Source organism: Pseudomonas sp. TAE6080, assembly GCF_018732265.1.
GTDB lineage: Bacteria > Pseudomonadota > Gammaproteobacteria > Pseudomonadales > Pseudomonadaceae > Aquipseudomonas > Aquipseudomonas brenneri.
Genome location: NZ_JAHIDY010000031.1, coordinates 42332 through 57033, shown reverse-complemented (window position 1 = coordinate 57033; position 14702 = coordinate 42332). Strand labels below are relative to the sequence as shown.

12 protein-coding genes and 2 tRNA genes are annotated in these 14702 nt (G+C 59.2%); 4 read left to right on the top strand and 10 right to left on the bottom strand.

Going from position 1 to position 14702, the window contains the following annotated elements:
- Positions 1 to 46: 46 nt before the first annotated feature.
- The 10 genes from KL786_RS21350 to rnr all read right to left on the bottom strand — a co-directional run bounded on the left by KL786_RS21350 (position 47) and on the right by rnr (position 11386).
- Positions 47 to 487: a hypothetical protein gene (locus KL786_RS21350; RefSeq protein ID WP_215518901.1), complete on the bottom strand. Its 441-nt coding sequence runs from the start codon at positions 485 to 487 to the stop codon at positions 47 to 49.
- Complete coding sequence (gene ssp4 / locus KL786_RS21345; protein ID WP_215518900.1) at positions 487 to 1404, bottom strand: Ssp4 family T6SS effector; 918 nt, start codon at positions 1402 to 1404, stop codon at positions 487 to 489. Before ssp4 ends, KL786_RS21350 begins: the two co-directional genes overlap by 1 nt.
- 250 nt (positions 1405 to 1654) lie before the next feature.
- Positions 1655 to 3958: a YgiQ family radical SAM protein gene (locus KL786_RS21340; RefSeq protein ID WP_215518899.1), complete on the bottom strand. Its 2304-nt coding sequence runs from the start codon at positions 3956 to 3958 to the stop codon at positions 1655 to 1657.
- A gap of 131 nt (positions 3959 to 4089) precedes the next feature.
- Complete coding sequence (dnaB, locus tag KL786_RS21335) at positions 4090 to 5484, bottom strand: replicative DNA helicase (RefSeq protein WP_032862036.1); 1395 nt, start codon at positions 5482 to 5484, stop codon at positions 4090 to 4092.
- A gap of 109 nt (positions 5485 to 5593) precedes the next feature.
- Positions 5594 to 6040, bottom strand: a complete 447-nt coding sequence (gene rplI, locus KL786_RS21330) for a 50S ribosomal protein L9 (RefSeq protein ID WP_003171376.1) — start codon at positions 6038 to 6040, stop codon at positions 5594 to 5596.
- An 18-nt stretch (positions 6041 to 6058) separates the two neighbouring features.
- A complete protein-coding gene (locus KL786_RS21325) occupies positions 6059 to 6952 on the bottom strand; it encodes a YybS family protein (RefSeq protein ID WP_029299607.1) in 894 nt (297 codons plus the stop codon).
- 36 nt (positions 6953 to 6988) lie between these two features.
- Positions 6989 to 7219 carry a 30S ribosomal protein S18 gene (rpsR, locus tag KL786_RS21320; protein ID WP_003171373.1) on the bottom strand — a complete coding sequence of 77 codons (231 nt, stop codon included), beginning with the start codon at positions 7217 to 7219 and terminating at the stop codon, positions 6989 to 6991.
- 29 nt (positions 7220 to 7248) lie between these two features.
- Positions 7249 to 7671 (bottom strand): 30S ribosomal protein S6, encoded by a 423-nt coding sequence (gene rpsF / locus KL786_RS21315; protein ID WP_003217491.1) that lies wholly within the window; start codon positions 7669 to 7671, stop codon positions 7249 to 7251.
- Between the two features lie 332 nt (positions 7672 to 8003).
- A complete protein-coding gene (gene rlmB, locus KL786_RS21310; RefSeq protein WP_215518898.1) occupies positions 8004 to 8759 on the bottom strand; it encodes a 23S rRNA (guanosine(2251)-2'-O)-methyltransferase RlmB in 756 nt (251 codons plus the stop codon).
- A complete protein-coding gene (gene rnr, locus KL786_RS21305) occupies positions 8756 to 11386 on the bottom strand; it encodes a ribonuclease R (RefSeq protein WP_215518897.1) in 2631 nt (876 codons plus the stop codon). The genes rlmB and rnr overlap by 4 nt, the downstream gene beginning before the upstream one ends.
- Before the next feature lie 224 nt (positions 11387 to 11610).
- Between rnr and KL786_RS21300 the strand changes: the two genes are divergently transcribed.
- The 4 genes from KL786_RS21300 (at position 11611) to KL786_RS21285 (ending at position 14696) form a co-directional block, all read left to right on the top strand.
- Positions 11611 to 11697, top strand: a tRNA-Leu gene (locus KL786_RS21300).
- A 177-nt stretch (positions 11698 to 11874) separates the two neighbouring features.
- Positions 11875 to 11961: transfer RNA gene (locus KL786_RS21295), tRNA-Leu, on the top strand.
- Positions 11962 to 12105: 144 nt separating this feature from the next.
- Positions 12106 to 13131, top strand: a complete 1026-nt coding sequence (locus KL786_RS21290; protein ID WP_215518896.1) for an extracellular solute-binding protein — start codon at positions 12106 to 12108, stop codon at positions 13129 to 13131.
- Positions 13131 to 14696 carry an ABC transporter permease gene (locus tag KL786_RS21285; protein WP_215518895.1) on the top strand — a complete coding sequence of 522 codons (1566 nt, stop codon included), beginning with the start codon at positions 13131 to 13133 and terminating at the stop codon, positions 14694 to 14696. Before KL786_RS21290 ends, KL786_RS21285 begins: the two co-directional genes overlap by 1 nt.
- Positions 14697 to 14702: the final 6 nt, after the last annotated feature.

Below are 14702 nucleotides of genomic sequence, written 5' to 3'. Positions count from 1 at the left end.
ACAGCAGTTGCTACCCTCTGAATAATGTTGAGGTTGTGAGGGGGCATCATTTTTTGCGCTGTGATTTCAAGGATTGGCGCAGACGACGAATCTCCAGAAGCTGACGGCGCATTTCCCTATGACGTTGACTATTGAGCAACAACAGCCCCAGCAACGGAAACAACAGCCCTATTACATACGCAGCCATATGTGGCCGATAGCTATAGGTCGGCAGCACGACCAGAAAACAGACAACGTAGAAGGCTGCGATGGCCCAAGCCCCCCACTCTCGCCCTCTAATCATGACGAAATGGCTGAACGCCAAGAGCAATCCCAAGAAAACTGCCGCCAGAAAAGAATAACGCGCCCGCTCTGGGTCACTGCGAAAAAATGTACTTGATGCCAGTGAAATAGCGACAGAGAGAGAGAAGCAGGCAAGGAAAAATGCGCATATAAACGCTGGAAAATACTGGGCTAAAAAAGCTCTCAACGAACCTTGGCGATCCATCACTCAAGCTCCTCATACAGGCCAACTGCAACAGTTCGAATGTTGCCTGATAAGGCGCTCCCGGTAAAACCAATGGCAGCGCCCAGGGAATCTCTGATCTGCGTCACTGTAGCGTGATTGATCTCGGTCGCCGAATAGCGCTTGGTCAACTCACCGGAGCGCTGGCGCAGTTTCAAGAGCTTATTGCTCAAGCTTGGATCTTTCAGGCTTAGCAACTCCTTGGTGAGCGCCTTGCGTTGCTGACGGGTCAACCCCTTGGACAACTCGTACCAACTTCTGCCAGTCGTCACCTTTCGAGCCTGCAGCAGCCGAAGAGTCGTCAGAGTTGAGGCGCCGGCACCCAGCAGTGAAGCGGCGTCCAATACCGGCATTGCATAGCGATACCAGTCTTCGCTATCCATATCGTCGTTGGCTGCCGGGTCATTGAGTTCGTTGATAGTTCTCATGCCCCCGACTACACATTGCGCAGTACTGGCCGCTGCAGCAGTCGCGCCGATGCCCGTCACCACTAGGCTAGCGCCCCCCGTGAAAGGCACGGCGACTGTGCCGCTGAAGACGACAATCCAACCGAGGATTGCACCCGCACAAGACAGGGTCGTATTGACCGCCTCCCCCACCAAGCGAGACTCACGCGGGTTGTTAGTCACCTGATTGGCAAACTGCGCCGGCGCAATGTACTTCTGCGCCTCACGCAAAATGAGGCGCTTGGGCCTGATGCTGCAGATCGGCTTGAACTCGCGCAGGGTCACGACATTGAAGTCCGCATCGATATACACCACGCCCGCACCGACGATGCTGGGGTCGGCGTCGATGGCGGCGAACAGGCGGGGCAAGTTGATCTGGCTTTCGATGCGCTGGCGCGCCATGAACTGCGAGCGGTTGGAGTCCATGCCGATGTTGAGCAGGGGGTTGCTCATGGGGTGTTCTTCCTTGAAGGGTTCGAGTGACCGCAGAGGCCTCATTTCTGTAGGAGCGAGCTTGCTCGCGAAAAACTCACAAGCGCCGCGTTTGTCCAGGCAGCTCGCGTTATCGTTGACGCTTTTCGCGAGCAAGCTCGCTCCTACAGGTATGGCGGTTTAACGGGCGCCACCTTAACAAACAGGTTTCCCTGCCGCTAGAAAGCAAAACGCCAGCACGGAGGCTGGCGTTTGGCATTTCAGGCTGCAATCAACGCGGCACGACCGGCTTGCGCGCAGGCTTGCCGCCCTTGCCCTTGGCCGCATCAGCGCGCTCCTTGGCCGCCTGCTTGTTACGCGCCTGAGCTGCGGCCTTGGCCTGCTCACGCTTGTCCCACGGGTTGCTGCCGTCGCTGCCACGGGGTGGCAGGCCGGTGTGCTGGGTGAGGATCTTGGTGGTGGTTTCCTTGGCGACCTTATGGCTGCCCACCGGCGTCGAGTTCTTGCGACGGGCGCTCTGGTAGCTATCGGTGGACGGCTGGTGCAGCGGGATCAACTGGTCCTTGCCCGGTCCGATCAGGTCGGCGCGGCCCATGCGGGTCAGTGCTTCACGCAGCATCGGCCAGCCCTTCGGGTCGTGGTAACGCAGGAAGGCCTTGTGCAGGCGGCGCTGGTCTTCGCTCTTGACGATGGTCACCGCATCGCTCTTGTAGGTGACCTTGCGCAGCGGGTTCTTGCCCGAATGGTACATCGCCGTGGCGGTGGCCATTGGCGAGGGGTAGAACGCCTGCACCTGGTCGGCACGGAAGCCATTGCCCTTGAGCCACAGGGCCAGGTTCATCATGTCTTCATCGGTGGTGCCCGGGTGGGCGGCGATGAAGTACGGGATCAGGTACTGCTCCTTGCCCGCTTCCTTGGTGTACTTCTCGAACATGCGCTTGAACTTGTCATAGCTGCCAATGCCCGGCTTCATCATCTGGTTGAGCGGACCTTCCTCGGTGTGTTCCGGGGCGATCTTCAGGTAGCCACCGACGTGGTGGGTCACCAGTTCCTTGACGTACTCCGGCGACTCGACAGCTAGGTCATAGCGCAGACCGGAAGCGATCAAAATCTTCTTCACACCCGGCAACGCACGGGCGCTGCGATACAACTGGATCAAGGAGGAGTGGTCGGTGTTCAGGTTCGGGCAGATGCCCGGGAATACGCAGGATGGCTTGCGGCACGCAGATTCGATTTCCGGGCTCTTGCAGGCGATGCGGTACATGTTCGCGGTCGGGCCGCCGAGGTCGGAAATCACGCCGGTGAAACCCGGGACCTTGTCACGGATCTCTTCGATCTCGCGAATGATCGACTCTTCGGAACGGTTCTGGATGATCCGGCCTTCGTGCTCGGTGATCGAGCAGAAGGTGCAGCCGCCGAAGCAGCCACGCATGATGTTCACCGAGAAGCGGATCATGTCGTAGGCCGGGATCTTCTCCTTGCCGTACACAGGATGCGGGACACGTGCGTAAGGCATGCCAAACACGTAGTCCATTTCTTCGGTGGTCATGGGAATGGGCGGCGGGTTGAACCACACGTCCACTTCACCATGCTTCTGCACCAGAGCGCGGGCGTTGCCAGGGTTGGTTTCCAGGTGGAGCACACGGTTGGCGTGGGCATACAGCACGGAGTCGCCACGGACTTTTTCCACGGACGGCAGACGAATGACCGTCTTGTCACGGGTCATGCGCGGGCTGGCCAGGATCTGTACGACCTTGGCCTCTTCCGGATCATCAACCGGGCCTTTCTCTTGCTCGATAGCGCAGGCCTGGGTGTCCTGGGTATTCACGTACGGGTTGATGATCTTGTCGATCTTGCCCGGACGGTCGATACGGGTGGAGTCCACCTCGTACCAGCCTTCAGGCGTATCACGGCGAATGAACGCAGTGCCGCGCACGTCGGTGATGTCTTCGATCTTGTGGCCCCACGACAGGCGCTGGGCGACTTCGACAATCGCCCGCTCGGCGTTACCGTACAGCAGGATATCGGCGGTGGCGTCGATCAGGATCGAGTTGCGCACCCGGTCCTGCCAGTAGTCGTAGTGGGCGATGCGGCGCAGGGAAGCCTCGATACCGCCGAGTACGATCGGCACGTTCTTGTAGGCTTCCTTGCAGCGCTGGCTGTACACCAGGCTGGCGCGGTCCGGACGCTTGCCGGCCATGCCGCCCGGGGTGTAGGCGTCGTCGGAGCGGATTTTCTTGTCGGCGGTGTAGCGGTTGATCATCGAGTCCATGTTGCCGGCCGCGACGCCGAAGAACAGGTTCGGTTCGCCGAGCTTCATGAAGTCGTCTTTGGACTGCCAGTTGGGCTGGGCAATGATCCCGACGCGAAAGCCCTGGGACTCCAGCAGCCGGCCGATGATTGCCATGCCGAACGACGGATGGTCAACGTACGCATCACCGGTGACGATGATGATGTCGCATGAATCCCAGCCAAGCTGATCCATCTCCTCCCTGCTCATCGGCAGGAATGGCGCTGGACCGAAACATTCGGCCCAGTACTTGGGATAGTCAAATAACGGCTTGGCTGTTTGCATGACGGTGACCGGTGTTGAGATGAAAAATCGCGGGCGCGGAATATAGCACAAATTTTGACCAATTCCGACGGTAATGGTCGGGATTGTGGAGTGCCCTGAATTGTGAATACATTTGAAATGTGGGAGCGGGCTTATTCGTCGTCGAAGTTATAGCTGCCCGGCGCAAGGTTTTCGAAACGCGTGTACTTGCCGATAAACGCCAGGCGCGTGGTGCCGATCGGGCCGTTCCGCTGCTTGCCGATAATGATCTCGGCGATGCCTTTATGTTCGGTCTCCGGGTGATAAACCTCATCCCGATAAACGAACATGATCACGTCAGCATCCTGCTCGATCGCTCCGGATTCGCGCAAGTCAGAGTTGATCGGGCGCTTGTTCGGGCGTTGCTCCAGGGAGCGGTTGAGCTGCGAGAGCGCAACCACAGGGCAGTTGAATTCCTTGGCCAGGGCTTTGAGGGAGCGCGAGATTTCAGAAATCTCGTTGGTCCGGTTGTCGCCGCCAGAGCCAGGGATCTGCATCAATTGCAGGTAGTCGATCATGATCAGGCCGACGTCGCCGTGTTCACGCACCAGGCGCCGGGTGCGCGCGCGCATTTCCGACGGGCTGATGCCAGCGGTGTCGTCGATGAACAGCTTACGGTCGTTGAGCAGGTTGACCGCCGAGGTCAGGCGCGGCCAATCGTCGTCTTCGAGGCGACCGGCACGCACCTTGGTCTGGTCGATACGGCCCAGGGACGAGAGCATCCGCATGATCAGCGATTCACCTGGCATCTCCAGGGAGTACACCAGTACGGCCTTCTCGCTGCGCAGTACCGCGTTTTCCACCAGGTTCATGGCAAAGGTGGTCTTACCCATGGACGGACGACCGGCGACGATGATCAAGTCAGCCGGTTGCAGGCCACTGGTCATGCCGTCGAGGTCGGTGTAGCCAGTGGACAGGCCGGTAATGGCGTTGTCGGTGTTGAACAGGGTATCGATTCGGTCGATGGCCTTGGTCAGCAGGTCGTTGACGCTGACCGGGCCGCCAGTCTTCGGTCGCGCTTCGGCGATCTGGAAGATCTGCCGTTCGGCCTCATCGAGAATCTCTTCTGCCGTACGCCCTTCAGGGTTGAAGGCGCTGTCGGCGATTTCCGTAGCAATGCCAATCAACTGCCGCAAGGTGGCCCGTGCACGGACGATCTGCGCATAGGCCTTGATGTTGGCGACGGACGGCGTGTTTTTCGCCAGTTCACCCAGGTAGCCGAGACCGCCCACCTGTGAGGTCTGACCTTCCTTGTCCAATTGCTCGGCAAGGGTCACGACGTCGATGGGGGAGTTCAGGTCGGCCAGCTTGGCAATGGCGCGGAAGATCAGGCGGTGGTCATGGCGATAGAAATCACCGTCCGAGACTTGATCGAGCACGCGTTCCCAGGCGTTGTTGTCCAGCATCAAGCCACCGAGCACGGCCTGTTCGGCCTCGATGGAATGCGGCGGCACCTTCAGGGCAGCGGTTTGCAGATCGTATTGCTCAGGAGCGGAGATATCGTTCATGGCCACTTGAAATTAGGGGGTCTGAAAAAACAAAAGGCACGACCTGTAAACAGGATCGTGCCCGATGTTAACTGGCTGACACGCGAGGTGCCAGTCAGTTAGGTGCTTCTTAAGCTGCTACCACGACAACGCGTACGGTGGCTTCAACTTCAGCGTGCAGGTGCACGGCTACGTCGAATTCGCCTACGTTGCGGATGGTGCCGTTCGGCAGACGAACTTCGCTCTTCTGCACTTCAACGCCGGAGGCGGTCAGTGCGTCAGCGATGTCGTGAGTACCGATCGAACCGAACAGCTTGCCTTCGTCGCCAGCGGTGGCAGTGATAGTCACTTCCAGCTCGGCCAGTTGGGCAGCACGGGTTTCAGCCGAAGCTTTTTTGTCTGCTGCAGCTTTTTCCAGCTCAGCGCGACGCTCTTCAAACGCGGCCAGGTTGGCAGCGGTTGCAGCGGTGGCTTTGCCGTATGGCAGCAGGTAGTTACGACCGTAGCCGGCCTTAACGTTTACTTTGTCGCCCAGGTTGCCCAGGTTGGCGACTTTTTCCAGAAGGATCAGTTGCATGTGAAAATCCTCTAACTTTTAACCTTCACCGTTCGCGTTATCGGCGTCTTTCGGCGCCAGACGACCGCGAAAATCAATCAGGCCGTCGACAATGGCCAAGACCACGAGTAACGGATAGATCAGTTGCATAAACAGCAACAGCGTCACGTACAACCCCACCAGCCAGAACTTGGCCAGGCGCTTCTGCGCCACCAGCCCGTGTATCAGGGCCAGCCCGGCAATCACCAGCGGTACGCTGCACAACGGCGTCAACATGGCCATTTGCGGACCGAAGTTCGGCCCCACAAGCATGCACGCCAGCAGCAACATCGCTGGGCCTGCGGGGATTCTGATACTGCGAAACTCGCGACCAAAACCACCCGGGTTATACAACAACGCCTGCCAGTAGCGCCCAAGAATCAGGCTCAGCACACTGACGATCTGCAACAGTGCCGCTATCAGGCCGGTCAGGACCGGAGCAATCAGTGTGGCCATGCGCGCTCGCTCATCTACCGACAATTGCTGGTAGAGATCCCCGAGGGCCAGTGGCAGGATTTTTACCAACTCCTGCGACAGCGCCTCGATTTGCGGGCGGAAAGCCGCGCCAAGCACCACTGAATACACCACTCCCAATGCCACGCTGACCAGCAGCGTACGGACCCAGGACTCACTTGCGCGCAGAACCAACGCAAGGCTCGACGACCCCAGCAGTACCAGAAGTACCCGTGGATCGTCGAATTGCAGCCACCAGATCAAGGCCGGCAGCAACCCCAGGGCAAGAACGCCCAAGGCGTCCTTCAAACCGCGCCGCAGCAGCACAAGGCTTCCTGCGGCAGCACCCAACCAATACAACAACGGCAATGCTGCACATCCAGCCACTACCAGAGTGGCCTGCACACGACCGCGCATGATGAACTCAGCTAAGGCGCGCATGCATTCAATCCCTTACTACTTGTCGACTGCCCGGTCTCAGCGGCCGTGGCTGTCGGTGTAGGCCAGCAGGGCCAGGAAGCGGGCGCGCTTGATAGCGGTGGCCAGCTGACGCTGATAACGAGCTTTGGTACCGGTGATACGGCTTGGAACAATTTTGCCGGTCTCGGATACGTAGGCTTTCAGAGTGTTGAGATCTTTGTAGTCGATCTCCTTCACTTCTTCAGCGGTGAAGCGGCAAAACTTACGACGACGGAAGAAACGTGCCATTTGATAGGCTCCTTAATAAGGTCCGTGGATTACTCGTCAGCGTTATCGCTGTTGTCGCTGTCATCACTATCAGCGCTTTCAGCGCCTTCGTGCTCAGGACGGTCGCGACGCTCACGGCGCTCACTGCGGTTTTCTTCAGCCTTGAGCATCTCGGATTGGCCGGTAACGGCTTCTTCGCGACGGATGACCAGGTTACGGATCACTGCATCGTTGTAGCGGAAGTTGTCTTCCAGCTCGGCCAGGGCCTTGCCAGTGCACTCAACGTTCAGCATCACGTAGTGAGCCTTGTGAACATTGTTGATTGCGTAGGCCAGTTGACGACGGCCCCAATCTTCCAGACGGTGGATTTTGCCGCCGTCTTCTTCGATCAGCTTGGTGTAACGCTCAACCATGCCGCCGACTTGCTCGCTTTGATCCGGGTGGACCAAAAAGATGATTTCGTAATGACGCATGAATGCTCCTTACGGGTTGTAGCCTGCCGCTCAAAAACGGTCAGACAAGGAGTGAATGACACTTAGGAATCTTGCCACTGGGAGGCACATGCGTGCCCGCCGGGAAGGCAAGGGGCGCAATTGTAGAGAAGGGGGAGAAAGGGCGCAAGGCAATTGGTGATTATTTGAACAATCTCATGCACCCCACAAAGCGATGTGGGAACTGGCTTGTGTGGGAGCTGGCTTGCCTGCGATCGCATCACCTCAGTACAACTGATGTACCGAGGTGCCTGCATCGCAGGCAAGCCAGCTCCTACACAAGCCAGCACACATTTGGCCTGTACCAGACCTAATTACTTCTTGGTCTTGGACTTGGCGCCACGCTGGCGCTGGGCTTCGAACAGGCAGACGCCCGTTGCGACTGAAACGTTGAGGCTGCTGACGCTACCGGCCATTGGCAAGTGCACCAGGTAGTCGCAATGCTCGCGAGTCAGGCGACGCATGCCCTTGCCTTCGGCGCCCATGATCAGGATGGTCGGGCCGGTGAGGTCCTGGTCATAAATGCTGACCTCAGCCTCTCCCGCCGTGCCCACGACCCACAAGCCGCGCTGCTGGAGTTTCTCCAGGGTGCGCGCCAGGTTGGTCACGGCCACCAGCGGAATCACTTCCGCCGCGCCGCAGGCGACTTTACGTACAACCGGCGTCAAGGTGGCCGACTTGTCTTTAGGCACGATCACCGCCAACGCGCCGGCAGCATCTGCCGAACGCAGGCAGGCGCCGAGGTTGTGCGGGTCGGTCACGCCGTCCAGCACCAGCAACAGCGGCGCGCCTTCGGTACGGTCGAGCAGCTCGTCGAGCATCGCCTCGCCCCAGACCTGGCTTGGACTCACGTCCGCGACCACGCCCTGGTGCACGCCTTCGACCCAAACGTCCATTTCACGGCGCTCGGCCTGGCCGATGGCAACCTTGTTTTGGTTGGCCAGTTCGACCAGCGCTTGCACGCGCGGTTCACTGCGACCTTCCGCCAGCCATACCTGTTTGACGCGCTTAGGGTGGTGACGCAGCAACGCTTCTACGGCGTGCACGCCGTAGATTTTTTCCAGACTCATGACTTGGCCTTAGGTTTGCGCGACCCGCCGCTTTTCGCGGGGGCCGAACCCGCTTTAGGCGGGCCTTTACGGTGTTTACTCGGTTTGCTCGACGGCTTGTCGGCGCCCTGGGACTTTCCCCCAGACGCCGCTTTACCACCGCTTTTGGCTTCGTTGAGCAACTGCTGCTTCAATTCGCGACTCTTGCGCAGCTCGGCGTTTTTCGCCGCGGCATCGCTAGGACGATAGGCGTCGCTGACCTTTTCCTTGGCCGACGAACGGCGAGCAGGCTTGGCCGCTGGCTCGGCAGCAGCGGCAGCTTTCGCCGGAGCGCCTTTTTTCGCCGGCGCTGCAGTTTCAGCACCACGCTTCTTGCGGCCAATCGGAGCGTCGATGGTTTTTTCAGCCATCTCGAAGTCGATCTTGCGCTCGTCGAGATCGACGCGCATGACCCGTACTTCCACGGTATCGCCCAAACGGAAGCTACGACCAGTGCGCTCGCCCGCAAGGCGGTGATGCACAGGGTCGAAGTGGTAGTAGTCACCCGGCAAGGCAGTGACGTGCACCAGGCCTTCGACATAGATGTCGGTCAACTCGACGAACAGGCCAAAACCGGTCACGGCGGTGATCACGCCAGGGAACGACTCGCCTACGCGGTCTTTCATGAACTCGCACTTGAGCCAGTTCACCACGTCACGGGTAGCTTCGTCGGCACGGCGCTCGCTCATGGAGCACTGCTCGCCCAACTGTTCCAGGGCCGCTTCGTCGTACGGATAGATCCGTGCCTTCGGAATGGTCATGGCACCGGCGCGCTTGACGTGCGGGGTGTTCTGCTTGGAATGGATCACGCTGCGGATTGCGCGGTGCGTGAGCAGGTCCGGGTAGCGACGGATCGGCGAGGTGAAGTGCGTGTACGCCTCGTAATTCAGGCCGAAGTGGCCCTGATTGTCGGCGCTGTACACTGCCTGGCTGAGGGAACGCAGCATCACGGTCTGGATCAAGTGGAAATCCGGACGATCCTTGATGCTGGCCAGCAGAGCCTGGTAATCCTTCGGCGATGGGCCGTCCTTGCCTTTGTGCAGCGACAGGCCAAGCTCGCCGAGGAAGGCGCGCAGTTTTTCCAGGCGCTCCGGCGGCGGACCATCGTGGACCCGATACAACGCAGGAATCTCGTGCTTTTTCAGGAACTCAGCGGTGGCCACGTTGGCCGCCAGCATGCATTCCTCGATCAGCTTGTGCGCGTCATTACGGGTAGTCGGCGTGATCTCGGCGATTTTGCGCTCGGAACCGAAGATGATCCGGGTTTCCTGGGTTTCAAAATCGATCGCGCCACGCACATGACGTGCGCCCAACAGCACCTTGTACAGCGAGTAGAGCTGCTTGAGGTGCGGGACTACGTCTGCATACTGGGTGCGCAAAGCCTTGGCTTCGCTGGTTTTCGGCGCTTCCAGGATGGTGCTGACCTTGTTGTAGGTCAGGCGCGCCTGGGAGTGGATCACCGCTTCGTAGAACTGGTAATCGGTCATTTCGCCGGTTTTCGAGATGGTCATCTCGCACACCATGGCCAAACGGTCGACTTTCGGATTCAGGGAGCACAGGCCGTTTGACAGCTGCTCAGGCAGCATCGGGATCACACGCTCAGGGAAGTACACGGAGTTGCCGCGCACCTGAGCTTCGTTATCCAGGGCCGAACCGATCTTCACGTAGCTGGATACGTCGGCAATCGCGACGAACAACTTCCAGCCGCCGGAGAACAGGCGCAGTTTGCCGGGCTTGGCTTCGCAGTAGACCGCATCGTCGAAGTCGCGGGCATCTTCGCCGTCAATGGTGACGAACGGCAGATGGCGCAGGTCGATGCGTTTTTCTTTGTCTTTTTCTTCGACTTCCGGCTTGAGCTTGGCGGCCTCTTTAAGCACGGCCTCAGGCCAGACGTGGGGGATATCGTAGGTGCGCAGCGCAACATCGATTTCCATGCCCGGCGCCATGTAGTTGCCGACCACTTCGACGATATCGCCCTGTGGCTGGAAGCGCGGGGTTGGCCAGTGGGTGATTTTCACCTCGACAAACTGACCGACCTTGGCGGCGCCATTGCGGCCCGGGGTTACCAGCACTTCCTGCTGGACCTTCGGGTTGTCCGGAATCACGAAGCCGATGCCGCCTTCTTCGAAGTAACGACCGACGATGGACTCGTGGGCACGGGACACCACTTCGACGATCACGCCTTCACGGCGACCGCGACGGTCCAGGCCCGACACGCGCGCCAGGGCACGGTCGCCATCGAACACCAGGCGCATTTGCGCCGGGCTCATGAACAGGTCATCGCTGCCATCATCAGGGATCAGGAAGCCGAAACCATCACGGTGACCGGCAATGCGGCCAAGGATCAGGTCGAGCTTGTCCACCGGCGCGTAAGTACCGCGACGGGTGTAGATCAACTGTGCATCGCGCTCCATGGCGCGCAGGCGGCGGCGCAGTGCTTCGAGTTGGTCTTCGGTGGTCAGACCGAATTCTTCAACCAGCTGCTCGCGGCTAGCAGGCGAACCCCGATCGGCGAGGTGCGCCAGGATCAGTTCGCGGCTAGGAATAGGGTTTTCATATTTTTCCGCTTCACGAGCGGCCTCGGGATCGAGGGACTGCCAATCGGCCATTAGAGAGTTTTCACCTTGTCTATATGCGGGTTAGTTTGGCATACGCGTATTGAAACGGGAAATTTCCAGCAATAACTAGCCGGGAAATGCGTTTTACCCCCCCGGGAAACCACCTTGCGCGACCGCCTGCGAATTTTTCCAGGCTTTTTTGATGACGGGGGTTTACAGCTCAAAAGTCACTCCGTATAGTGCGCGCCATCGACGACGGCAACGTTGAAGATACTGCCCAGATGGTGAAATTGGTAGACACGCCAGCTTCAGGTGCTGGTGACCGCAAGGTCGTGGAAGTTCGAGTCTTCTTCTGGGCACCAATTCAAAACTCAAGGTCAGCCTTGAGTTTCACAAAAACCCGCGAAAGCGGGTTTTTGCGTTACAAGCCTTTGATTTTTAACTGAAAATTTGATTTATAAAATCAAATCAGGGGTTTACAGATCAAAAAGCCCGCCGTATAGTTCGCCCCATCAACAGCGGCAACGTTGTTTGATAATGCCCAGGTGGTGAAATTGGTAGACACGCCAGCTTCAGGTGCTGGTGATCGCAAGGTCGTGGAAGTTCGAGTCTTCTCCTGGGCACCAAATTCAGATCAAACCCGCGAAAGCGGGTTTTTTCGTTTCTAGGGTTTAAAAACCCCGCCAGCAATTCCAGCCCTGCCCGGACTTGAGAAGGTTTATCGTTTATCCTTGTAAGAATTTGTTGCATACAAGTGAGGAACACCCCGGATGATGATCCGCGATACCCGTCTCAAGACATCCCTTCTGCGTGGCCTGACCATCACTCTGCTCGGCCTGACTCTGCTCTCGCCCAGCGCGTATTCTGCCGACAAGGTTGAACTGACCCTGTACAACGGCCAGCACAAGGAAGTCGGCGATGAACTCGCCAAGGCTTTCGAAGCCAATACCGGCATTCACGTCAATGTGCGCAAGGGCAGCAGCAATCAATTGGCCAGCCAGGTCGTCGAAGAAGGCGAGCGCTCCCCCGCCGATGTGATCTACACCGAAGAGTCACCGCCGCTGAACAAACTCGGCGAGCAAGGCCTGCTCGCGACCATCGATGCCAGCACGCTAGATGTATTACCCAAAGAATACGTGGCCGCCGATGGCGCCTGGATGGGCGTGACCGCCCGTACCCGCGTCGTGGCCTTCAACCCGAAACTGATCAAGGAAGAAGAGCTGCCCAAGTCGGTGCTGGATTTTGCCGGGCCAGAGTGGCAGGGCAAAGTCGGCTTCGTCCCTACCAGCGGTGCCTTCCAGGAACAAGCCGTCGCCATCCTCAAGATGCACGGGCGCGATGCCGCCGAAGAATGGCTGACCGGCCTGCGCGCGTTCGGCAAGGTCTACAGCAACAACATGGTTGCGCTAAAAGCCGTGGAAAATGGCGAAGTGGCCACGGTACTGGTGAACAACTACTACTGGTTTGCCCTGAAAAAGGAAAAGACCAACCTGGATTCGCAACTGCACTACTTCACCGATGGCGATGCCGGCGGTCTGATTACCGTATCCGCAGCGGCAGCACTGAAATCCAGCAAACATCCCAAGGAAGCCCAGCAGTTGCTGGCGTTCATGGCCAGCGAAGAAGGCCAGCGCGTGATTACCAACACGTCCGCCGAATACCCATTGCGCAAAGGCATGGAATCCAATCGCGGCCTCAAGCCATTTAGCGAACTGCAACCGCCGAAAATCACTCCCGCCGACCTGGGCAATGCCGAAGAAGCCCTGGAGCTGGAACGTGAGGTTGGCCTGAACTGATGAACCCATCGCTACCGACCCCCGCCTTGCGCGGGGGTTTTAGTCCACGACGCAAGCGCCCATCAATCTGGTTGCTGTTGCCGGTCTTGCTATTGGTGGGCCTGAGCCTGTTGCCATTGGTGTATGTCGGCCTCAAGGCCTGGCAAGCCGGGTGGGCCGAGGCAGTGCATCTGCTGTGGCGACCGTATGTGTTCGGATTGCTGCGTAACACTTTGGCACTGATGGTCGGCGTGACCTTGGCCTGCGCGGTGATCGGCCTGTCCCTGGCCTGGCTGCTGGAACGCAGCAACCTGCCGGGCCGACGGATCTGGGGGGTCATTCTTTGCCTGCCGTTTGCCGTACCGGCATTTGTCAGCAGCTTCACCTGGGTGTCATTGAGCGCCCAGTTCGAAGGCCTTGGCGGGGCGATCCTGGTGATGACCCTGTCCAAGTACCCACTGGTGTTCCTGCCGGTGGCGGCCACCCTGCGCAACCTGGATCCATCCCTGGAGGAGTCGGCGCGCACCCTGGGCCTGAATCGCTGGAGCGTGTTCTTTCGCATTACCCTGCCGCTGCTATGGCCATCGCTGCTGGCTGGCGCCCTGTTGATTGCCTTGCATATGCTGGTGGAATTCGGCGCCCTGTCGATCATCGGCCTGCAAACCTTCACAACGGCAATCTACCAGCAGTTCGAGCTGGAGTTCAGTAATGCCAATGCGGCGATGCTGTCTGCGGTGTTGCTGATGATGTGCCTGACTCTGCTCTGGCTGGAATTGCGCGTGCGCGGCAAGGGCCGCCATGTGCGTACCGGGCAAGGCGCGGCGCGGCATGCCGAGCAGGTTCGACTGGGTAAATGGGCGCCACTGGGCCAGCTTTATTGCTTGATGCTGGCGATCATTGGCAGCGGCATTCCGCTGGGGATGCTCGGTTACTGGCTGGCCGTAGGTTCTTCGGCCGCCTTCCCGGTAGCACAAATCAGTGAGGCGCTGCTGTCCTCCCTGGCCTTGTCCCTGGGCGGCGCCGCACTCTGCCTGGCGCTGGCAGTGCCGGTAGGCCTTTTGGTCGTGCGCTACAAGGGCCAACTGGCGCTGTGGGCCGAACGCCTGCCCTACCTGCTGCACGCCCTGCCCGGCCTGGTGATTGCCTTGACCCTGGTGTATTTCGCCCTGCATTACGTGCCGGCGCTGTATCAGACCTCGGCACTGCTGTTGATCGCGTATGCATTGCTGTTCTTGCCGCTGGCCCAGGCGCCGATCCGGACCGCGCTGAACAAGGCGGCGCCCCAACTGGAGGAAGCGGCCCGCACCCTGGGTGCATCGTCATTCAGCGCATTTTGCCGGGTGACCTTGCCGATTATCTTTCCCGCATTGGGGGCGGCGTTTGCGCTGGTGTTCCTGGATGCGATGAAGGAGTTGACGGCAACGCTGCTGCTGAGCCCGACCGGGTTGAATACCTTGGCCACGGCGGTGTGGGCGCACACCTCGAATGTGGAGTTTGCGGCAGCGGCGCCTTATGCGGCGTTGTTGATTGTGGTGTCGGGGTTGCCCGTCTATCTGCTCACGACGCGGATGTATCTGAGCCGCTGAGCCCGC